25 protein-coding genes and 1 pseudogene are annotated in these 21978 nt (G+C 36.8%); 4 read left to right on the top strand and 22 right to left on the bottom strand.

Annotated elements, in window-relative coordinates; translation table 11 throughout:
- The 7 genes and pseudogenes from ABZC96_RS01910 to fabD form a co-directional block, all read right to left on the bottom strand.
- Positions 1–584, bottom strand: a pseudogene (locus tag ABZC96_RS01910) (tRNA (guanosine(46)-N7)-methyltransferase TrmB); the annotation flags it as partial.
- Between the two features lie 9 nt (positions 585–593).
- Positions 594–1259 (bottom strand): hypothetical protein, encoded by a 666-nt coding sequence (locus ABZC96_RS01905; RefSeq protein ID WP_373028693.1) that lies wholly within the window; start codon positions 1257–1259, stop codon positions 594–596.
- Positions 1210–2163: an RluA family pseudouridine synthase gene (locus ABZC96_RS01900; RefSeq protein WP_373028692.1), complete on the bottom strand. Its 954-nt coding sequence runs from the start codon at positions 2161–2163 to the stop codon at positions 1210–1212. The genes ABZC96_RS01905 and ABZC96_RS01900 overlap by 50 nt, the downstream gene beginning before the upstream one ends.
- 17 nt (positions 2164–2180) lie before the next feature.
- Positions 2181–2534, bottom strand: coding sequence for a hypothetical protein (locus ABZC96_RS01895; RefSeq protein WP_373028691.1), 354 nt, complete (start codon positions 2532–2534; stop codon positions 2181–2183).
- A 9-nt stretch (positions 2535–2543) separates the two neighbouring features.
- Positions 2544–3350, bottom strand: coding sequence for an ATP-binding protein (locus tag ABZC96_RS01890; protein ID WP_373028690.1), 807 nt, complete (start codon positions 3348–3350; stop codon positions 2544–2546).
- Positions 3334–4035 (bottom strand): 5'-methylthioadenosine/adenosylhomocysteine nucleosidase, encoded by a 702-nt coding sequence (locus ABZC96_RS01885; protein ID WP_373028689.1) that lies wholly within the window; start codon positions 4033–4035, stop codon positions 3334–3336. Before ABZC96_RS01885 ends, ABZC96_RS01890 begins: the two co-directional genes overlap by 17 nt.
- 2 nt (positions 4036–4037) lie before the next feature.
- Complete coding sequence (gene fabD, locus ABZC96_RS01880; RefSeq protein WP_373028687.1) at positions 4038–4979, bottom strand: ACP S-malonyltransferase; 942 nt, start codon at positions 4977–4979, stop codon at positions 4038–4040.
- Between the two features lie 92 nt (positions 4980–5071).
- Between fabD and rd the strand changes: the two genes are divergently transcribed.
- A complete protein-coding gene (rd, locus tag ABZC96_RS01875) occupies positions 5072–5242 on the top strand; it encodes a rubredoxin (protein ID WP_373028685.1) in 171 nt (56 codons plus the stop codon).
- Positions 5243–5251: 9 nt separating this feature from the next.
- Here rd and ABZC96_RS01870 read toward each other — a convergent pair whose 3' ends face one another.
- From ABZC96_RS01870 to ABZC96_RS01860, 3 genes are all read right to left on the bottom strand, one after another.
- Positions 5252–6550 carry a hypothetical protein gene (locus tag ABZC96_RS01870; RefSeq protein WP_373028683.1) on the bottom strand — a complete coding sequence of 433 codons (1299 nt, stop codon included), beginning with the start codon at positions 6548–6550 and terminating at the stop codon, positions 5252–5254.
- A 242-nt stretch (positions 6551–6792) separates the two neighbouring features.
- Complete coding sequence (locus ABZC96_RS01865; RefSeq protein ID WP_373028681.1) at positions 6793–7314, bottom strand: peptidylprolyl isomerase; 522 nt, start codon at positions 7312–7314, stop codon at positions 6793–6795.
- Positions 7315–7389: 75 nt separating this feature from the next.
- A complete protein-coding gene (locus ABZC96_RS01860) occupies positions 7390–8622 on the bottom strand; it encodes a glutamate-5-semialdehyde dehydrogenase (RefSeq protein WP_373028679.1) in 1233 nt (410 codons plus the stop codon).
- Positions 8623–8838: 216 nt separating this feature from the next.
- Here ABZC96_RS01860 and ABZC96_RS01855 point away from each other — a divergent pair, with 216 nt between their 5' ends.
- Positions 8839–9597, top strand: a complete 759-nt coding sequence (locus ABZC96_RS01855) for a pyrroline-5-carboxylate reductase (RefSeq protein ID WP_373028677.1) — start codon at positions 8839–8841, stop codon at positions 9595–9597.
- Between the two features lie 10 nt (positions 9598–9607).
- Here the strand turns inward: ABZC96_RS01855 and ABZC96_RS01850 are convergent, their stop codons facing one another.
- From ABZC96_RS01850 to tolB, 4 genes are all read right to left on the bottom strand, one after another.
- Positions 9608–10183, bottom strand: coding sequence for a L,D-transpeptidase (locus ABZC96_RS01850; protein WP_373028675.1), 576 nt, complete (start codon positions 10181–10183; stop codon positions 9608–9610).
- 9 nt (positions 10184–10192) lie between these two features.
- Positions 10193–11002 carry a tol-pal system YbgF family protein gene (locus tag ABZC96_RS01845; protein WP_373028673.1) on the bottom strand — a complete coding sequence of 270 codons (810 nt, stop codon included), beginning with the start codon at positions 11000–11002 and terminating at the stop codon, positions 10193–10195.
- Positions 11003–11009: 7 nt separating this feature from the next.
- Positions 11010–11525 (bottom strand): OmpA family protein, encoded by a 516-nt coding sequence (locus ABZC96_RS01840; protein ID WP_373028672.1) that lies wholly within the window; start codon positions 11523–11525, stop codon positions 11010–11012.
- A gap of 65 nt (positions 11526–11590) precedes the next feature.
- A complete protein-coding gene (gene tolB / locus ABZC96_RS01835) occupies positions 11591–12844 on the bottom strand; it encodes a Tol-Pal system protein TolB (RefSeq protein WP_373028671.1) in 1254 nt (417 codons plus the stop codon).
- 133 nt (positions 12845–12977) lie between these two features.
- Here tolB and amrA point away from each other — a divergent pair, with 133 nt between their 5' ends.
- Both amrA and amrB read left to right on the top strand, forming a co-directional pair.
- Complete coding sequence (amrA, locus tag ABZC96_RS01830) at positions 12978–13532, top strand: AmmeMemoRadiSam system protein A (RefSeq protein WP_373028670.1); 555 nt, start codon at positions 12978–12980, stop codon at positions 13530–13532.
- Entirely contained in the window at positions 13532–14338 is an 807-nt protein-coding gene (gene amrB, locus ABZC96_RS01825; protein WP_373028668.1) for an AmmeMemoRadiSam system protein B, read from the top strand. Before amrA ends, amrB begins: the two co-directional genes overlap by 1 nt.
- 755 nt (positions 14339–15093) lie before the next feature.
- On the opposite strand, the gene ABZC96_RS01820 is transcribed toward amrB, so the two are convergent.
- From ABZC96_RS01820 to atpA, 8 genes are read right to left on the bottom strand one after another with little or no spacing between them, the layout of a single operon-like run.
- On the bottom strand, positions 15094–15945 hold the full coding sequence (locus ABZC96_RS01820; RefSeq protein ID WP_373028667.1) for a prephenate dehydratase: 852 nt from the start codon (positions 15943–15945) through the stop codon (positions 15094–15096).
- A 9-nt stretch (positions 15946–15954) separates the two neighbouring features.
- Positions 15955–16749: a TonB C-terminal domain-containing protein gene (locus ABZC96_RS01815; protein WP_373028665.1), complete on the bottom strand. Its 795-nt coding sequence runs from the start codon at positions 16747–16749 to the stop codon at positions 15955–15957.
- Positions 16746–17132, bottom strand: coding sequence for a biopolymer transporter ExbD (locus ABZC96_RS01810; RefSeq protein ID WP_373028664.1), 387 nt, complete (start codon positions 17130–17132; stop codon positions 16746–16748). The genes ABZC96_RS01815 and ABZC96_RS01810 overlap by 4 nt, the downstream gene beginning before the upstream one ends.
- A gap of 2 nt (positions 17133–17134) precedes the next feature.
- Positions 17135–17710 carry a MotA/TolQ/ExbB proton channel family protein gene (locus tag ABZC96_RS01805; RefSeq protein WP_373028694.1) on the bottom strand — a complete coding sequence of 192 codons (576 nt, stop codon included), beginning with the start codon at positions 17708–17710 and terminating at the stop codon, positions 17135–17137.
- Between the two features lies 1 nt (position 17711).
- The gene (atpC, locus tag ABZC96_RS01800) at positions 17712–18098 is read right to left on the bottom strand and encodes an ATP synthase F1 subunit epsilon (protein WP_373028662.1); all 387 of its coding nucleotides are present in this window, start codon (positions 18096–18098) and stop codon (positions 17712–17714) included.
- Positions 18099–18127: 29 nt separating this feature from the next.
- On the bottom strand, positions 18128–19528 hold the full coding sequence (atpD, locus tag ABZC96_RS01795; protein WP_373028661.1) for a F0F1 ATP synthase subunit beta: 1401 nt from the start codon (positions 19526–19528) through the stop codon (positions 18128–18130).
- A gap of 14 nt (positions 19529–19542) precedes the next feature.
- Entirely contained in the window at positions 19543–20430 is an 888-nt protein-coding gene (gene atpG, locus ABZC96_RS01790) for an ATP synthase F1 subunit gamma (protein WP_373028659.1), read from the bottom strand.
- Between the two features lie 12 nt (positions 20431–20442).
- On the bottom strand, positions 20443–21957 hold the full coding sequence (gene atpA, locus ABZC96_RS01785; RefSeq protein WP_373028657.1) for a F0F1 ATP synthase subunit alpha: 1515 nt from the start codon (positions 21955–21957) through the stop codon (positions 20443–20445).
- Between the last annotated feature and the right edge of the window lie 21 nt (positions 21958–21978).

Raw genomic sequence — 21978 nt, 5'->3', positions numbered from 1 at the left:
ATCTGTTCACATACATTTGAAGGTAACATCTCCAAAAAAAGTCTTGCATCATAATTCACTACCCATATGTTATCAAGTCCCTGAAGTTCTATCTGCTTGAGTACCTGTTGTGCGGAAGGTGTATGGATCTCTATACCTATAAAAAGTGTATCTGGATTCTTTTGGGCCTGATACAATAAATGTCTTCCACTTCCAAATCCTACCTCCACAGAGATCTTCTCTTTAGGATAAGTGATATTTTCAAAATCTTCTATCTTTTTAAAATGCTCCGAAGAGAGTGCACTTTTAGTATTTGATATAGCAATATTTGAAGAGAGCACATCCAAGTTCAACTCTTTTGAAACACGTTCCAGTGCTTCTTTAAGTATACTCACTTTAAGTGGTCTGGTCACTTTGTCATATTTTAGTAAATAGGCTTTTTCATCCGGTTTAAGCTGAAGTAAGAATTCTTCTCCTGCATGTTCAATACCAATAAGCATATCATTACGATTAAGTGCTGTGGCGCAAAAAGTCATCATAGGACTTGTTTCTAATTGTTGTTCTACTATAGAAGTATCAAAAGGGGTAACTTTTAAATGTGGCATTGTTCCTGCTTATAATGTAATTTTTGTTGGTTGGCTGGGGTAAGCGTGTATCTTGTCATAACTTTGTGCAATGATCCGGTAGCTATATGTATGTCCGCCTCTTACAAAGGTATCAATGTACTCAGCCATCAATTGTCCTTGTACCTGTGAGACATATTTCCATTCAGCCCCATCTACTGAACGCTCCACGATATAGGTATTTATACTTGAATCTGCATGTGGTTTCCACAAAAGTTTTACTACAGAGGGTGCAACTTTATAGGCTTTCACAAATGAGACTGCCGAGAATGCAGGCAGTGTTTTTACCTCGATCGGTTCACTGTGCCTAGACTCTTTCCCAAAAGCAAATGTACTAAAAGTATAACGATACGTACTGTCTGCTTTCACATGTGTATCTACAAAGTGTGTTGCATAACGGTTACCCACAGTACCTATACGTTTGAAACTTTGTATATCTTGGGAAGCACTTCCTCTGTAAATATTTACACCATGTATACGATGATCTTCTATCTTTTTCCACTCAAAACCTACAGAGTTCATTCTAGGTAAAGTATGTACTTGGGTAATGGTGTCTAGTGAAGGATCTGTACCATACGTCATCAATCCCTTAACAGCACCACAACCATTAAAGCTTATTAAAGAGAGTACCCAAAGTATGAGGATCGATTTTTTCATCTACTTCACCTTGATCAAAATTTTTGGCTATATACGCTTTCATATCATCGAACATTGGGGCGACAAATTCCATTCTTTCACCGCTTACAGGGTGAAACAGATAGAGTAAATATGCATGCAGATTAACTCTGGAAATTTTATCTCTTTTGGTCTTAAACCCATATAAATCATCACCCAAAATGTGACGTCCAAGCGTATTTAAATGTACACGTATTTGATGGGTTCTACCTGTAAATAATTTTGCCGCTATAAGTTCAACACCATAGTGACTTGTAAGCAATTTTACAAATGCTGTTTTAGCACTTCTTCCATCGGGAACTACGTCCATTTTGAGCCTGTTTTTAGGATTACGTCCTATAGGTTTATCTACCACTATATCGTCTTTAAGCGGACAATCGATCAATGCCAGATAATAACGTCCCATACTCTTATCTTGCAACTGTGCACTTAGTGCTTCATGTACTTTGTTATCCTTGGCCACTACCAATGCACCCGTTGTCTCTTTGTCTAGACGGTGTACAATGCCATAACGCTCTTCTCCACTGATAGTCGAGAGAGATATCCCCTTGTGGATCAACCAATCCACAAGTGTAGGCTCTTTAACAGAAGGTGCAGGATGAACCACAAGTCCGGAAGGTTTATTAATCACTAAAAGATACTCATCTTCATACAGTATTTCTACGTCAAAATCTATAGGTGGAGCCACTCTTTTTTCTGCTTCTTTAAAGCTATAAGAAATGATATTTCCTTCTGTTACTTTAAAGCTACTTTTTGTAATCGTTGTATTATTCACACTCACAAACCCGTCTTTTACAAGCTTATCAACTTGGTTACGGCTCACATCAAGTTGGGTTGCAAGTATCTTGTCTAAGCGTCCTGATGCTGTGGCTATAAATTGATTCATACTTTTTCCAAAAATAATCAGTCTTGCTGCTTACAAGGCTCGTCTACCAGGAATTGTTTACGTACCCACCCTCTTTTACCATCTGCATCCACCTTACACCATACCGGGTATTTCCATGCCATAAAGTCTCTTTTTGTTCCATTTACCTCATCAAGTTCTTTTTGAGTGATCTCTCTCATACATCCGAGATTTTGGACACAGCCATCAGTCCAGATATTGGTATAAATCTTTTTTGCTTTACGGTTTGGCTCCACACTTAATGCAAGAACTTCACATTTTTTTATGAGTTTAACAGTAAATTCAGAAGGGTGTATATTTTCATCCGCAATCAAACTTGTAAAAAATAAGGCTAGTAGTAAAAATAATTTCAAAGTATTTCCTTATATATCATCTCTATTCCAACGTTCTGGATCAAAAAAGGTATCATCATGTATATGTTTAAATGAGGCTCTAAACATTTTAAAGATATCCTTATTCTCTTTTTCAAGTCCTGCCAACCACTCTTTAGTAGACGCTCTTGCATGAGGCATCTTCACATCTTTTAACATAGCAGGACAGGCTTCATCACCAATAACTTGTAAATTATTTTCTTCGGCAAAAGCACGCAGTTGCGTCTCTCTGGCTTGTATCAATGGACGTATCAGATGAAACCCCCTGCTTGTTTTGTAGATAGGTGCTAAAGCTCTCATACTTCCGTTATAAAACATATTCATAAAAAAGCTCTCTACTGTATCATCGAAGTGGTGTCCAAGTGCTACCTTGGTAAAACCGCCCTCTTCCGCAAAGCTGTAAAGTGCCCCTCTTCTCATACGTGAAAAATAAGAACAGAATGAAGAGTTATCGCGTATCGTATCATGCGAGATTTCAAAGATATTGGTATCATAAACTGTATGTTTAATCCCATACTCTTTACAGTGTGCTTCTAAAAAAGCATAATGTTCATCAGGCATACCATACTTGATAGTACAGGCTTCAAACTCAAAGTTAAAAGGAGCGTGACGTTGTATGTGCTTCATGATATGTACAAGCGCCAAAGAGTCTTTCCCTCCGCTGAGCCCAACCAATACTTTATCACCCTCACCTATCAGTCTGAACTCTGCATTGGTCTTACCCGCCAACTTAAGTAACTTTTTACTTACAGGTATGCTTTTAGAGGCAATACGTCTTTGATTATTGTCCAAGTTCATCCACCATGCTCAAGACGAAATCGGCAGATATCTTTGCTGAACTTTCCAAAAATTCATCAAAATTAAAACTTGCATCCATATCGGCACTATCTGAGATGGCACGCAAAATGAAAAAAGGTACATTTAAAGCATTACAGACTACTGCAACACTTGCCCCTTCCATCTCTAAAGCATCTGCCTTAAAAGTACTGCCTATCCAGTTTTTACGCTCTTCATCTGCAACAAACTGATCGCCTGTTGCAATGATACCCTCTTTCAGGGTTAACTCTTTTTGCTTGGCTACATCTTTAGCAATATTAAGCAGTGTGGCATCCGCAGGAATAAACACTTCTCCTTCCGGTACATACCCAAAAGGATGTCCAAATGCAGTAATATCCAAATCATGCTGACAAAGACTCTTAGCAATGATTAGATCACCGATCTGTAATTCATCACTTATTGCTCCTGCTACACCAGAGAAGAGAAGTGTGTCGCAACCAAATTTTTCTATAAGCGTTGTAGCAGTTAATGTAGCAAATACTTTACCAATCTTCGAGTATGCAACAACAACTTTTTGTCCATGGTAATGGCCTTCATAATACTTGTTGGCTCCATAGACCATAGTTTCTACATTCTCAAGTTTACTTATAATAGGTTCTATCTCTTCAGGCATTGCACCCATAATGGCAATTTTACGACTCGTCATAACTATCCTAATTTTGCTATCTCTTCAATAGCTGTTTGGAGTGACGCCATGTCTGAAACAACAAAATGAGGTTTTGTTGTTGCTTTACGGTTCAATCCTTTAAGTACACCACCATGTCCAAACTCAACATAACAATCTACAGCATCATCAAAAACTGCAATAGACTGTTTATATAGTACAGGGGAAACCAACTGTTTAGGAAGAAGATCTAAAGCTTCTTCTTTGGTGTTGTATGTTTTTGCCGTTACATTCGATACCACTGGTGCAATAAACTCATCTTTTAACATCTCATTAAGCTTGGCAGATAAAGGTGCTGTAGCACTTTCAAGCAGTGGACAGTGACTTGCCACTGACATATTGAGAAGCATCGCTCTTTTTGCTTTGGCTTCTTTTAACAGTGGAGCCAACACTTCAAGATCAGATTTGATACCAGCGATAACGATCTGTCCTTCAGCATTGTAGTTTACAGGCCATACTTTCAATCCAGCTTCTCTTTGTGCATCACAGATCTCTTCCACCACCTCATCGTCAAGACCAAGAGACACCATCATACCCACATCTTGTCCAGCACATGCTTCAGCCATGAGTTTACCGCGAAGATTCACAAGCTCTACAGCATCTATAGCATCTATAGCACCTACAGAAACCAGTGCAGAAAATTCACCCAGTGAGTGACCTAATGCATATACAGGTTTGATAGGCATTTCATTTTCAAAAAGTTTGTGTGCTATGGCAGATACAAGTAAGATAGCCGGTTGTGTAAATTCTGTTTTTTCAAGCTTATCATTCTCTTCAAAAAGCAGGTTCTCAAAGTCGATACCTGTTCTTGTACTTGCATCAGCTACCATCTGTTTTGCAATATCAGAATTGTTAAAAAAGTCTTGACCCATACCTACAGCCTGTGAGCCTTGCCCTGGAAATAAAAATGCGCATTTGATTGACATACGTGTCCTTTTGAAGTATTAAAATATTTTATGTATTTTACCATCTTTCAAATTATGATATGATAGTAATATCTTATAAGAAGGAGATTATCATGAGTAAAAAGTATATTTGTACGATCTGTAAATATATCTACGACCCGATATTAGGAGATCCTGATTCTGGTATAGAACCAGGTATTGCATTTGAAGATATCCCTGAAGATTGGGTCTGTCCGGATTGTGGTGTAACTAAAAGTGATTTTGAATTACTTGAAGAGGTTTAGTCTATTAGACTATTTTATACGCAACTCTTTTTTTATTTCAGTAATGAGTTTTTGTAATTCTATATGGTACTTTCCAGGATATATTGGTAACAACTCGAGTTTGTTGTAGACAAAAATAAGACTGACAGTTTCAGCCAATTTCAATATGTTCTCAGCCCCAATAAGTTTTGCATGTTTTTCAAGATCTATACAAAACTCTTTAATTTTATGAATTGATTTTTCATTCACAATTTCTCTAAAATAGATATCCGAACGATCAAAAGAATCTAAAAAGTTTTTTAATTCATTTGCATATTTCAGACCCATCTTTTTAGTATTCTCTTCACCTGTCTTTGTATCTAATACAGGTAAATCAATCTCTCTTCTTTTTTCGATCATACTCTTAAGATTCTCTTCATACTTAGTACTTGGATTTACATGCTTTTCATTATGCTTATGCACTTGAAGTATTTTTTCAAGATCAACAATATTCTCTTTTGTTTGTATTCTTATCTCTCTATGATCCTTCTCATTTTTAAAAAGTGACACGATCAATTCAAAGACACTCTCTTCAGTTGCAGGTTTAATCAAATGTGTAGAGACACTTATTGTTTTGTGCTCAACATGGTGATCATCTTGTAAAAGTACATACTTAAGGGGAATATTTTGCTGTACTCTAGCGATAATATGTTCAAGTTCTTCTGTATTGTACTTGTCTTCTATGATCAATATATCATATGGAGTCAGATCATTTCCTTTGCTTTTAAATGCATCCAATCCAACATCCACATCATATAAAAAATAATTAAACATTTTTTTGATACTTTGAGATACCTGTTCACTTTCACCAATCAATAAAACCTTTTTACCCAACATAGATGCAGCAGGCAATCTATAATGACGTCGGTATCCCAGCTCATTGATCATAAAAGGTATATCTAAATAGATATCTACATCTCTCTCATAAATAATCTTTCCTTCAAGCATTTCAAGATCTTTACTTAAATTGGTTTCTAAAAATTTTAGAATCTTTTCTTTGTCTATATTTGTTTTTTGTATTTTAAAAGATATAGGTTCTTCATACATAAAATCTTCAGGGGCTTCAAGTGACAGAATAATTTCTTTTTTATCGGTATTTTGGAAAACGAAAGTAAGTATTTTGGTAAGTAATCGTAATAATACCGCAGAGTCACCTCTTAACTCCCTTGGTATTGTTGCTTGCATATCATAGATAAGCTCAATTCCCTTTTCTTCTCTTATTGTCTCTAAAGATGAAAACAGAGTCATCAATAGAGTATTGATATCAAAAAGTTTTTCTATTTTGTGCATTCCATCCCTTTGTATAATTTTGAGATATATGATAGCAAAATATCATACAAAGTAACCATTATTTTATGATTTATTTTGAGTAGGAAAGAGTGTTTTACTGTTTATTAAACAGATATTTCGTTCTAGTTGGTGTTGTATTATGTATAAATTATTGAATTGAAATAAGTAAGAAGATAGATGAAGATATAACTAAATATAGCGCCAATCTTCAATAAAAAGATGACGCTAAGAAAAAGGAAAGCCTAGTGACAGCCACATCCTGTACCACAACTTCCACCTTCTGATTTTGCCGGTGCACCACCTACCATAGCATTTGCTATTTCTTCAGCTGTTGCTTCTCTTGCACTCAAAACAGTAACAGAGAACATTAAATCTTTACCAGCCAATGGGTGATTAAAATCTACTTGTACTTCTTTATCATCAAATGATTTTACAGTTACTTGTACAGTCTCTCCTTGCTCACCTTGACCATAAAGTGTCATACCTTCAATGAGGTCTACACCTTCAAACTGCTCTTTTGGAAGTGTTTGTATTGCTTCTGGATTTACATCACCGTAAGCATTAGCAGCAGAAACCATAATGTCTCCACTCTCACCCTCATTCATACCTACAAGTGCACTCTCAAGACCTGGGATGATTTGACCAAGACCAACTATAAATTCTAGTGGCTCTCCACCTTTATTACTATCTACAACTTCTGTTGTTCCAGCTTCTTTTACTTCGTATTCGATTCCTACTACACAATTTTCATTTACGATTGTCATAATGTTTCCTATATATTTAAATTTACGTTATTCTAGCTAATCAAACTTTAGTAAGGCTTAGGCAGCAAATAACCCTTATCTTATCTGTCCTGAGCCATAGATCTTGAATTTATATGTCGTTAATCCCTCTATGCCCATAGGACCGCGTGCATGGAGTTTATTTGTACTTATACCGACTTCAGCACCAAAACCAAAGGCACCGCCATCTGTAAAGCGTGTTGATGCATTCACATAGACTGCTGCGGCATCTATACCGTTAAGAAAAGCTTCCGCTGTTGTAATATTCTCAGTGATGATCGCTTCAGAGTGTCCAGAACCAAAACGTATGATATGGTCTATAGCACCATTCACACCATCTACTACTTTTATATTCAAGATGTTGGCCAAATACTCTGTGTCATAATCTTCCTCAGTTGCGGGAGCTACATCGATACTCTTTTGCGTAAGTTCACACCCTTTAAGCTCTGTATGTGCTTCATCGAACGCAGCTTTAAGTTGAGGAAGTACCTCCACAGCAATAGCTGCATCTACAAGCAGTGTCTCCATAGAGTTACATACCCCCGGTCTTTGCACTTTAGCATTGATGGCGATAGCGATGGCATTTTGTACATTGGCATCTTCATCTATATACGTATGACACTGACCTTTGTCATGTTTTACCACAGGTACTGAAGCATTTTCACTCACATAACGGATCAGACCTTCACCACCACGAGGTACTATGAGATCTACATACTTGTCCATTTTAATAAGCTTTGCTACTCCTTCACGTGAAGCATCAGGAATGAGGGAGATGAGTGCTTCTGGCAGATCATTGGTTCTTAGCACACCTTGTAAAACTTTAGCGATGGCTTCATTTGAATGTTGCGCTTCTTTCCCTCCTTTAAGTACACAGACATTAGAAGATTTAAAACTTAGTGCCGCTGTATCTGAAGTCACATTCGGACGAGACTCATAAATGATACCTATCACGCCTATAGGCACAGAGACTTTCTCTATCTTAAGTCCATCTTCTGTCACCCAACCATCAAGTACACGTCCTACTGGTTCTTTAAGACCAGCTATCTCTTCAATAGCAACGGCCATACCCTCAACACGTCCCTCATCTAAAAATAGTCTGTCTTTAAGTGAAGGTGCAAGATTGTTTGTTTCTGCATCTGCCATATCTAATACATTTGCATTAAGGATGTCTCCTGTATTTACACGTAAGGCTGTTGCCATCTCTTTTAAAATCCTATTTTTATCTGCCCCGCTCAAAGTAGCTAAAACCCTACTTGATGCTTTGGCCTCTTGTAAAAATGCTTCCATTATTTTTCCTATCACTGTAATTGAATCTATTTTAACAAATAAATACTAATAATGTTATAATCCTATCAATTAATTCAAAAATACTTCTTGCAAAGCTGAATCTTTTACGAAAAATCATTTAGTGATTTCCTGTATCAGCCTGTTGAGCAATAAGTAACTGAGTATGATATGGACCTTGTTTATATTAATACGAGAAGAGATCAATAAGGGTAGAGAATGCAAACAATTACATTTATAGGTAACGGAAACATGGGCCTTAGCATCGCTAAAGGTCTCAAGGGTACATACAACATCGAAGTTGTCGGAAGAAATATGAAGAAACTTGATGCTTTTGAAAAGGCACTTGGTCTCAAAATAGATAAATACCTTCTTGATGATTTTGATATCACAGATAAAACCATACTCTTTTGTGTCAAACCTGCCAATGTTGAAGAGGTGGGTGCAAAACTCAGAGGAAAAGCAAGAGTTGTATTCTCTGTGCTTGCCGGGACATCTCTGGAAAAACTTAAACAACACCTCAACACACAAGCCGTAGTAAGAACAATGCCAAACCTTGCTGCAAGTGTAGGTAGATCCATGACCACACTGACAGGTGATATAAGCTATAAAGAAGAAGCAATCACACTTTTGGGTGCTATAGGTGAAACACTTTGGCTGGACAGTGAAAAAGAGATAGACATCGCCACAGCATTAGCCGGTTCAGGTCCTGCATATTTGGCACTGATCGCTGAAGCACTTGCAGATGGTGCAGTGAAACAAGGTCTCAAAAGAGAACATGCTATGGCTGCAATGAGAGGTCTCTTTTCTGGTTTTGGTGAACTCATCCAAGAGATACACCCTTCTCTGCTTAAAGATGGTGTTATGAGTCCAGGCGGAACAACTGCAGCAGGTTATGCTGCGTTAGAGGATGGTAATGTCAGAGCATCTTGTATGAATGCCATAGAAAAAGCCTATAAAAGAGCAAAAGAGTTATAAAACAACTCTTTTACCTTTTTCCGTAAATTTTTTTCAGATCTTCTTTTGCAAAAGGCATATAGGTATGTCTTGTAATGACCACTTTTGTTTTATAGGTAGACCAGTTGTAGATCACTGGTACATCCTTAGGATCAATGTGTATACAGCCATGAGACATCCAATCCACACTTCCTTTATGTAAAGCATGTCCTGATTTTGTGAACTTCATCATATAATCCATGTTATTTACACCACTGTCATCAGGCCAGAGTGTTGACATATGGTAACGCTTTTTTTGGAAAATCGTAAAAATGCCCGAAGGACTTCTAAACTCCGGTGCACCAGAAGTGACTGGACCACTCCACCATACTGTACCATCACTGTCCACGGCATAAAAACGTCCATCACTGCCACGTTCACGTACAGAGACAACGATAAAATTTTTTCCCGTGAGATCAATGATTTTTTCACTGTCATTTTTGATTTGTTTAAAGATTGTTTTAGCGATAGGCATAGTCTCTGTGCCTATCTGTGGTAAGATTTCAACCTCTTCACTTGTCATGCCTGCAGTAAGAAAAGTCATACATATGAGGAGTATTTTGAACATCATTTTGTCCTAAAGTTTTTTTAATCTTTCTTTAGCAATATTTGCCGTTTTCTTTCCCGCGTAGTTTTCTATAATATTTTCATAAAATGCTTTTGCCTGACTTTTGTCACCACTTTTTTCAAGTGATACAGCTGTATGGAGGAGCAACGTATCTATATAAGAAGCCTTGTCATAAATGCCTGCACTTTTTTTAAAGTAAAATATCGCATCTTCATACTTATTTGTATAATATGCAATTTCACCCAAATAATAGTTTGAAGCTGCTGGTTTATACCCTTTTGTATCTGTTATTATAAATCTTTTTTGTGCTTCATCATAACGTTTTTTTACAAAATATCTTACACCTTCACTATAAAGTTCTGCATTGCTTTTCCCTTCAACCGATCCAGCCTCTTCACTAACTGTTTTAGCCGACTTGACCGAACCCTTTTTACCTAAGGCATTTGCTAACTCTTCTTTACTTACATAGTTCGCATTTATCTCATCGATCATACCGGCCAGCTTTTTTAGCAATGCCCTGTTGGATGAATCATTGTCCTCCACAGAGGCTGTATTCATTCCTTTAGACTGTTGAAGCTCATTGATCGCTGCACTCAAGCCTTCTATGATCGTAGTAAGACCGTCAATTCTCTCATCTTGCTCTGCAATGTATTGCTGTAAAGAAGTAATAGTTTTTTTACTGCTCACAGATGTTTGTGGATCATTAGTATTTTCATCACTACCAAACCCATAAACAGAAGGTTCAGCATGGACAAGCAGTGTACTTGTAAGTGCTATACAAACACACTGTGCTACAACCTTATTTAATCTACCTATCATCTCTATCCTACTTCATTAAACGAATGTCAACTCTTCTGTTTCTTTCATAACAACTGTCACTAGGTTCAGTACATACAGCATTACTCTCACCAAAACTTACCAACACCATTCTACTTGTATCAATACCCTGTGCTGCGATACTGTCTTTTACCGCTTTGGCACGTTTCAATCCTAGAGCATAATTATACTCATCTGTACCAAACTCATCACAGTTACCTTCTATTTTTATTTTAGAAGCTGCTGCATTGGCCACCTCAACATTATGATTCATATTATTCTCCATATTTGAAGAGATAGAATAATCTGCAAAAGCAAAATAGATACTTTTGAAGCCGTCACTACTGCTATTATAGTTTCCGGTAGATCCATCTCCATAAGTATTTTCATCAATGCTGACTGTTTCACCTTCAATATGATTTGCATCTGAAATATTGTTTTTCCCACCTAAATCTGGAGCAGGTTGTGCACATCCTCCCAAAATGAGTGAAACTATTGCCGATGCTATAAGTAATTTATGTGTCATGTGATATCCTTTTTTATTAAAATATTATCCGAGTAGTCACTAAATGACTTCTTGGAAAAAATGTATTACCAATCAATAGATTGAACTTTTCTATCATTAAATGGGAAAAGTAAACTTTGACGACTTGAAAGATTTGTGTATCCTATTGAAGAGCTGTGACCTCTCTGCTTTAGAAAGAGTATCACAGATCCATCCGTAGAAAAACGAGGGAACTGGTTTGAACCTGTTGTTGTGATCGGTCTTGTGTCTGAACTTCCTGTAGAGGTAAGGTAAAGATTAAACGTATTATCCCCAAATGCATTGTTGCTTTCTCTACTCGAGTAGACTATTTTATCTTCATGTGCATCACAGGCATTATTGTTGCGTCCATGATACACTACTTGAGAAGTTGCTCCACCCTGTATAGATTTCTTAAATACATTTGCATATCCCAATCGGTTAGAGATAAAAATAATACGGCTCTCATCATCTACATACCTTCCATTTACATCTATACCTTTAAAGTTCGTCACTCTTCTCTTTGATTTTGATGCAAGATCAAGCTCATAAATGTCTGCTTGTCCTTCTGGTGCCATGGTAAGTAAAAGTTTTGAGCCATCTTTACTTACATCTGAACAAACCATCATCCCTTCAGAACTTGTTATCTTCGTTTTGCTTCCATCATAGATATTAAGTTTATACAATGTAGGAAGTGTACCTCGATAAGATGTGTAATAGAGACTTCTCTGTGCTGAATCTGCCCATTTAGGAAAAAGATTCAAACCACCTTTAATAATAGTTTTTTTATAGTTGAAGGTATAATCAGCCAAACGTATTTCACTACGTCCAGGGGTCGTATAAACAGCATATGCAACATAACGATTTATCCAGGAGATAGTTGGGTATTTTAAAATATTGTTAATGTCACTTATCGCTTTATGTATCAAAAATGGCATCTTTGCTTTTGTGGGGATCGCATAGCTTTTTTTAAATATCTGTGTGCCGTCAGAAGCCTTTAAAAGACGTATTAAAAGTTTTGTACCTGATCCTTGTTCCATTGCATACTTAAGTACATATTCCTGGCTTTTCAGAGCAGGGATAATATAATTGGAAGAAATATCTCCTATATGATGCGTAGTGTCTGGTAAAAAATGTCCGGAGATCTTAAGGTCAGAAAGTAAAATATCAAAAACTTTTCTGTCCTGCTCAGTTGAACCATCCATAAGTGCTATACGTGCACGCTGTTCAACATCTTTCTCTATTTTAAGTGTTGCATCAACCCCAAAAAGGTTTAATGTAAAAAAAGTAATTGATACGAAAAGTACTAATAAATATCTCAAGAATATTCCTCTATTTTAGTGTTTGTTTTAGTCTGTATTGTATCCTTGCTCTCTTAAAATATTCATTAATTAATATCATAATATTTTTCTGATGATTGAATTTATGATAAAATAAAAAATAAAGGAGTATATGTTGAATGATATAGTTATAGCCTTAGCCAAAGCCGCTATTTTAGTGGCATTAAATCAACCTGAAAATTTTGATTTAGAGTATGCTTTAAAAACCTACCCTAGTCTTGAAGAAAATGGTGCTGCTTTTGTCACCATTAATACTGAGCCAAATGAACAACTTCGTGGATGTATAGGTTCACTTCAAGCCTATCGCCCTCTCTATAAAGACATTATATCAAATGCTCAGGCTGCTGCTTTACGTGATCCTCGATTCTCCCCACTCAAGTTGGAAGAACTGGAACACATTAAAATTGAAGTCTCTATTCTCTCAGAACCTCAGCCGTTATCATATGACACGATAGAAGATCTAAGAAGTAAAGTCGTTCCTTTTCAAGATGGTATCGTACTTAAACTCAACGATAAACATGCTACCTATTTACCACAAGTATGGGAACAGTTGCCTAGATTCGATGATTTCTTCTCTAGCTTATGTCTTAAAGCTAATCTTAGTAATGACTGTCTCGCACAGCATCCAGAGATCTCTACTTATAGAGTAAAAAAGTATAAAGAGAAATAATGGGTAATGCCGTACGAAAATCTTCTGTTCAAGGTCTATTTTATCCTAAGGAATGTGCCAAACTTAAAACATATATTAGAGAGTTCAATCATACATTTGATACGATGAAGATCCCTCATAAAATTAAAAGTATCATTCCCCGGGCCATCATAGTCCCTCATGCTGGTTATATCTATAGTGGATTCACAGCCAACTTTGCATATAGGTTTTTAAAACAGGCAAACGTAAAACGTATCATTGTCATAGGTCCCAGCCACCACCATTATTTTAAGGGGATATCGGGGAGCTATTATGAAACATATGAAACACCCTGCGGTCAACCAAAGATAGACAGTGCCTACCTTTTTGCTTTGGCCAAACAGTTCCATATCGGCTTTGAACCAAAAGCACATGAAAAAGAACACTCCACCGAAGTACAACTCCCTTTTATACAACACTATTTCCCAAAAACAAAAGTCATAGAATTAATCTATGGTGATATTTCAGTAAAAATACTGGCAAATCTTATCATGGCACTCTTAAACAACAAAGACAGTGCTGTTGTCATAAGCTCTGATTTAAGTCATTTTCATAACCTAAAGAAAGCAAATGCATTGGATAAAAACTGTTTAATAGGTGTTGAAAAGCTTGATTTAACTGAACTTGAAAAGGGATGTGAAGCCTGTGGACTTATAGGTATCCAAGCTATGATACTCGCAGCCAAACACTTAAATCTCTCCTCAAAATTATTAGACTACCGTACTTCTGCAGATGTAAGTACTGACAACAGCTCAGTAGTTGGATATATGTCTGCCATATTTTATTGACCCCTATGCTACATTATATTTAAAGTACTTCAAGCAGTACAAGTATTAGTAAACCCTGTCTTCTTATAAAATATACCTATATGGAATGTTTTATAAGGTTTTGAATAATAGTCAAGTGGAATAATTTAATATAATAAGTGTCATATATAAAAAGACGACGATATTAAAAAGAGGGAAATATGAAATTTTCAATATTTATTACACTAAGTGCAGATAGCCATATTGACAAAAAGATATGAAGTATATTGGTTAAAGGATCTTAAAATGCAAGTTATTTCCACATGCACTTCTCGGTTTGGTTGCCACACTTCTCGCAAACCTCAATCTTTCGTGTGCATTTATATAGCACTGTAATAATATAAATTAGTGTTATTGCTGCAGATAATACCATGGTTGCTGCTAGACAAACATCATTTGGAGTGCCATAGCATCCATCAATCCTAAATATTATTCCAATAAGCAAAAGTATCACAAATGAAACAGGATACACGACAACCATCAGGGATAGCATGATAACTTTTCGCCCTATCTTTGTCTTTGTCTGGGGCTCCCCAATATGATGACACTTACTGCATTGTGTCATTTATCGCTACCTCGTAGTGGTAAACAATTCTGATAATATCTCCGTACTCATTAAGCACTTGTTTGATCGGAACTATAGTTTTCATAGTTATAGTGTATCAAAAAATATCTTGTTCTTAAAACATTATAAAATTGATGAGTTTTAGTTTTTTTTGAATAAAATAAGAAAAATTTCAAATCATATACTCAATTTGATTATCTCTATGACTCTCATACACACCCAGTATTCTTACATCTTCTGCAAAAAATGAGACTTCCTTTAAAGCAATTCTCATAATATCTGAATCAATATGCCCATCAATATCAATATGAAATTGACTTCCTGGAAGCATTTGCGTTCCCATGTAACTCTCTATCTTTAAAAGATTAATGCCATTACTTGCAAAACCACCAAGAACTTTATAGAGCGCAGCGGGTATATTTTGCACCTGAAATACTAACGAGGTGATATACTTTTTTGATGATTCATAATCGGGTACTCTTTTTTCTCCTGAAAGGATAAAAAATCGTGTAGTATTTCCATGTATATCTTCAAAGTTTTCTTTTAATATCTGTAATCCATATATATCTGCTGCCAGTTTCGATGCAATAGCCGCTCTTTGTGGATCTTTTAATTCAGCCAACTCTTTGGCAGCACCAGCCGTATCAAGTTTTGCTTCTGCTTTCAAACCTAAAGAGAGTATATTGTTGTGGCACTGTGCCAATGCTTGCGGATGGGAAGCAACATATTTCAAATCTTCCAATTTTACATCGGACAATGCAAGTAAACAATGTACTATAGGTTCAAAATGCTCAGCGATGACATGCAATGACATTTTAGGAATGAGTCTATAAATCTCTTCTACTCTTCCTGCTGTGGAGTTTTCCAAAGGAATCATAGCCAGATCAGCATCTCCCCGCTCTACCATCCACATTGCTTCATGAAAAGTATCACAAGCTATCGTATTATATGACTCATATGCATTTTTGCAAGCTTGCTCCGAATACGCACCTTGAACACCTTGATATGCTATTGTTTTATACATCTTAGCCCCCTATTCTGTAGCTACAAACTCTACATCTAATTCATAAGCTCTGTTTCCCTTATGCTGGCCAAAACCAATCTTTCGCAACTGTTCTAAGTAAGTCATAAGACCTTCATTAAATGCTTCATTTCCTGATGCAGTGATAACTCTGAACTTGAACGCTCCACTAGGTTCTACCTTTATCCATACTTTTGCCATCTCCCCTGCATATTCACTTTGTGCAGGCCAACCCTTGAGTTTCTCTTCAATCTTGGCTAAATAAGCATTCTCTATGCCAGAATCACTCTTTTTTTGCTTCTTTAATGAATCAGAAACCAATTCACTTGCACTTGGTTTATTCGAAACTTTAACAATAGTGCTTTTTTTGGGCTTCTTCTGCGTATTTATTACCTTAGGCTTTTCTACTTTTTTTGTTGAAGAGATATTGGCAAAAAGATCTTTTGGTTTATTGACTTTTTTAGGTTTAGTAGTATTCAAATCTTTCGTCTTTTTGACTATCTTAGATTTTTTAACAACTTTTTCTTTAACGACTTTTTTCTTGACTACTTTCTTTTTTACCGTTTCTTTTGGTTTTGATTTAGGTTTAGGTTTTACTACTTTTTTAGATTGTTTTTTGATCTCATTCTTAGTTTGAGGTTTGGGTGCAGTCATTGAGACACGTATGCGTTCTTCATTTTTCTTAACATAATGTACAGGTTTTTTCTGATCCCGAGTATTAAAATAAAATAGGAGTAAAGTGATAAGACTTATGTAAATACCAAAAGCCAACAATCCTGAGATAAACGTAGAAGACTTTTTAATCATAATGTTATGAGTGATACCTTCTCGAAACCAGCCGCTTTAACACTTTTAAGAAGATACATCACGTTCTTATAGGTCAATGTTTCATCTGCCCGTATATAAACTTCTGAATTTTTATCAAATTTGACCGACTGATTGACAAAATCATCTGCAAACGTATCTAACGCATAGGTATCTTTACCTAGATATATCTTTTGATCTTTATCCATACGAATCGTAAGTGTTTTTGGTTTTTCTACCTTGACTGTCTTGGAACCTTGAGGTAAAGCAATCTGTTCTTGAAAAGTAATAGTAGGTGCTGTAACCATAAGTATGGCCATCAATACCAACATAACATCCACAAGAGGCGTAATGTTCAAGTCTGGACTATCATCCCAACTAAACATGATTAGTCCTCATTAACCTGAGATAAAATCACTTCTGATTGAGAAGAGAGCAATGAACTTAATTCATAAGCCTTACGCTTAAGTATCAGATGAAATGAATAAGCAAATATAGCTACGGCAATACCTGCAGCAGTAGCTATAAGTGCCTCAGATATTGCTGGTGCAACAACACTCAAAGAAGCACTCGATTGTTCTCCTAATTTAGTGAATGTTTCAAGTATACCTACAACCGTACCAAAAAGACCGATAAATGGTGAAGTAGAGGCTATGATGGAGAGCCAGGTAAGTCCCTTAGTAGAAACACGTATTGCATCAGAAGATGCAGCTTGGAGTATCGCTTTATTTGGTGTGTTAACACGAGACAGATAAGTAAAAATAAGTGAATTACTAGCCACTGATTTTGACTGGCCTGTGTAAAGTGCTTTAAGTGATTTAGCTTCGGAAGCAATACGTGCGTTTAAGATATAAAATCTATCCAAAAATACCCAAAATGTAGCGATAAAATAACCAGAGAGTAAAAGCAGTACAAAAATAGTTATTGCACTGCTTTCAAAGAAATAAGTAGCGAGAGAGTCCAAATTAGAAAGACTTTCCAATTTGTTCAACTTTGCTTACCGCTGCTGCGATAACTGCATTAGAAGATTCAGTACTCTTAAGTAACTCTTTTGCCTCTTCAAGTGCTTTTGCAAGATCACTATCATCGCCAGAAAGAGCAACTGCACCATCTACTATACAAGTTGTTTTCTCTTCATCGACTTTTACATATCCAGAGTTAATAGCTACTGCTACTTCACTTCCGTCTACATTATCGATCACAATTACACCTGTATCAAGCAACGATACCAAAGTAGCGTGATTGGCTAAAACACCAAACTCACCCTCTGACCCTGGTAGTGTTACTTGTTTTACTTCAGCGTCAAAGATCACACCGTTAGGTGTGACTATTTCTAGCTTCATAAGTTCCATAATTATCCTTTATAAGACAAGAACTAAGATTACTTAGCGTTAATCTTATCGTTTTTAGCAATAGCTTCAGCCATGTTACCTACCATGTAGAACGCAGCTTCATTCATGTCATCATATTTACCTTCGATAAGACCTTTAAATCCTTCAAGTGTATCTTCAAGTGTAACATAAACACCTGGAGAACCTGTAAATACTTCAGCAACGTGGAATGGTTGAGAAAGGTATTTTTCAATCTTTCTAGCTCTTTCAACAACAAGTTTGTCATCTTCAGAAAGCTCATCCATACCAAGAATCGCAATGATATCTTGAAGATCTTTATATTTTTGAAGAAGTTGTTGTACGCCTCTAGCGATACTATAGTGCTCTTCACCAACAATTTGCGGAGCAAGCATTCTTGAAGTTGAATCCAATGGATCAACCGCAGGATAGATACCTTTTTCAGCAATAGATCTATTAAGTACTGTTGTTGCATCCAAGTGAGCAAATACAGACGCTGGTGCCGGGTCAGTCAAGTCATCCGCTGGTACATATACTGCTTGAACAGAAGTAATAGAACCTTTAGTTGTTGATGTAATTCTTTCTTGAAGTGCACCCATCTCTCTAGCGAGTGTTGGTTGGTAACCAACAGCTGAAGGAATACGACCAAGAAGTGCAGACATTTCTGAACCAGATTGAGCAAATCTAAAGATATTATCGATAAACATCAATACATCAAGACCCATCTCGTCTCTAAAGTACTCAGCCATAGTAAGACCAGTAAGTGCGATACGGTTACGTGCACCTGGAGGCTCTGACATTTGACCGTAGCACAGTGCAACTTTGTCAAGTACGTTTGATTCTTTCATTTCGTAGTAAAGGTCATTACCTTCACGTGTTCTTTCACCAACACCGGCAAATACAGAATATCCGCTGTGTTTCATAGCAACGTTATTAATAAGTTCCATAATAATTACGGTTTTACCAACACCAGCACCACCGAATAATCCAACTTTACCACCTTTGTTATAAGGAGCAAGAAGGTCAACAACTTTGATACCTGTTTCAAATACTTCTGTTTTTGTACTTTGCTCTTCGAATGGTGGTGGATCTCTGTGGATTGACCAGTATTCTTTAGCATTTACATCGCCAGCTTCATCGATAGCCTCACCGATAACATTGAAGATACGTCCAAGAACTGCTTCACCAACAGGAACTTTAATAGAAGAACCTGTAGCTCTCACTTCTTGACCTCTTACAACACCTTCACTCATATCCATAGCAATTGTTCTAACTCTGTTATCACCTAATTGTGCTGCTACTTCTAAAACCAATTTTTGCTCTTTACCGTCAACCATAAACGTAGTTTCTAACGCTTCATTAATCTCCGGTAGGTAGTCTGTAAAATCCACATCGAGAACGGGACCTAAGACTTGTACTATTTTACCTGTCATTACTTCTCCTCTAATTATTTCATTGATTCCATACCACTGATGATCTCTATGAGTTCAGTAGTAATGGCTTCTTGTCTTGCTTTGTTATACTTCACAGTAAGTTCTTTTACCATCTCTTTAGCATTGCTTGTTGCTGCATCCATCGCTTGCATACGAGCAGAGTGTTCTGCTGCCAATGAATCGATAAGTGAGTAATACATTGTATACTCAACATAACGCTTAACCAATGCATCAAGAAGTGTATCATCATCATCTGGTTCTACTTCAAGTTCTGAAGTTGAAACAGCATTAAGTTCTAATTTTGATGTATCCACAGGTAAAACCTGATCTTCTCTAATTTCTTGAGTGATCATGTTCACATAACCATTGTGGATCAATATGATCTTATCTGTCTCACCGTTTACATATGATTCAGCCACTTCAGAGATAAACTCTGCAGCCTGTTTAAAGTCAGGGGCAGCAGAAAGTCCAACGATTTCATTATTAAGTTCAACATTGTTGAATTTAAAATAATCGATACCTTTTCTACCTACTGCTCTAAGACGAACTTTTACATCCTGTGCTTGATACTCAGCGATCAATTGTCTTGTTCTTTTGATCGTTTGTGAGTTAAAACCACCACAAAGACCTTTATCTGCTGTGATAAATACAATGTCTACCGTCTTAGGATTTTGTACATCCTTAAAATAAACATTGTCTAGACCCTCTGCATTAGCTTGTTGCATTTTTTGAGCGATCTCATTTAAGAGTTCGGTCAATTTTGCAGCATAGACTCTAGATCTTATAGCAAGTTCTTCTGTTCTTTTCAGTTTAGCAGAAGAGACAAGCTTCATAGCGTTAGTGGTCTTTTGTGTGTTTTTAACACTCCCTATCTTACGCTTTATCTCTTTTAAATTAGCCATTCTAAGCCTTTCTTATCCAGCAAATGAAGCTTTGAAATCTTCGATAGCTTTACGTAATTCTCCATCCGTATCATCAGAGATCTTTTTCTCATTTCTGATAGCATCAAGAATGTTTGCATATTTTGCTTCCATAAATGGCATAAGATCTGCTTCAAATTTAGTTACAGAAGACGCAGGAATATCATCAAGGAATCCATTTGCACCAGCAAAGATAATTACAACTTGTTTTTCAATAGGAACTGGTTGGTAAGGTCCTTGTTTAAGTACCTCTACCATTCTTTGACCACGCTCAAGTTGACCTCTTGTATAATCATCAAGATCAGATGCGAACTGTGCAAATGCCTGAAGCTCTCTAAATGAAGCAAGATCAAGTCTCAATGTACCAGAAACTTGTTTTGTTGCTTTTATTTGAGCAGCACCACCAACTCTAGATACTGAAAGACCTACGTTGATCGCTGGTCTGATACCTGAGTTGAACAAGTCAGTCTCTAGGAAGATCTGACCATCTGTAATAGAAATAACGTTTGTTGGAATATATGCCGCAACATCACCTGCTTGAGTTTCAATGATAGGGAATGCAGTAATTGAACCAGCACCTAATTCATCAGAAAGCTTTGCAGCTCTTTCAAGTAGTCTTGAGTGTAGATAGAAAACATCCCCTGGGTATGCTTCACGACCCGGAGGTCTTCTAAGAATCAATGACATTTCTCTATATGCAACAGCGTGCTTAGAAAGATCATCATAAAAGATAACTGCGTGTCTACCATTGTCTCTAAAGTATTCAGCCATAGTTACACCGGCATAAGGAGCAAGGAACTGAAGTGCTGAAGAGTCAGCTGCACCAGCAGTAACAATGATCGTATAATCCATTGCACCATGCTCTTCAAGTTTTTTCACTGTTGCAGCTACTGTTGATTGTTTTTGACCAATAGCAACATAGATACATACAACATCTTGACCTTTTTGGTTGATGATCGTATCGATAGCCAATGTTGTTTTACCAGTTTGTCTATCTCCAATGATAAGCTCTCTTTGTCCTCTACCAACCGGTACAAGTGCATCAATCGCTTTGATACCTGTTTGAAGTGGCTCATGAACTGATTTTCTAGCCATGATCCCTGGTGCTTTCTCTTCGATAAATCTATGCTCAGCTACTTCAACTGCACCTTTACCGTCAATTGGCTCACCAAGTGGGTTTACTACTCTACCCATCATTCCGTCGCCTACTGGTGTCTTAAGAAGATCTCCTGCTCTTTTAACGCTCATACCTTCTTTGATTCCTGTACTTGAACCAAGGATAACAACACCAACGTTTGCCTCTTCAAGGTTCAATACAAGTCCTCTAGCACCATTATCAAACTCTACAACTTCACCAGCCATAACATTGTTAAGACCATATACTGTTGTAATACCGTCTGCGATACCTACTACTTTTCCTACTTCATTGATGTCAACATCAATTTCAAAATTCTCAATTCTTTCTTTGATGATCGAACTTATCTCATCTGCTTGCAATTTAACTGCCACTGATACTCCTTTCTATTAGAT

The organism is Sulfurovum sp. (assembly GCF_041551015.1).
In the GTDB taxonomy this organism is placed as follows: Bacteria; Campylobacterota; Campylobacteria; order Campylobacterales; family Sulfurovaceae; genus Sulfurovum.
The sequence above is the reverse complement of the archived record's forward strand: the minus strand, read 5'-3'. Positions and strand labels throughout refer to the sequence as shown.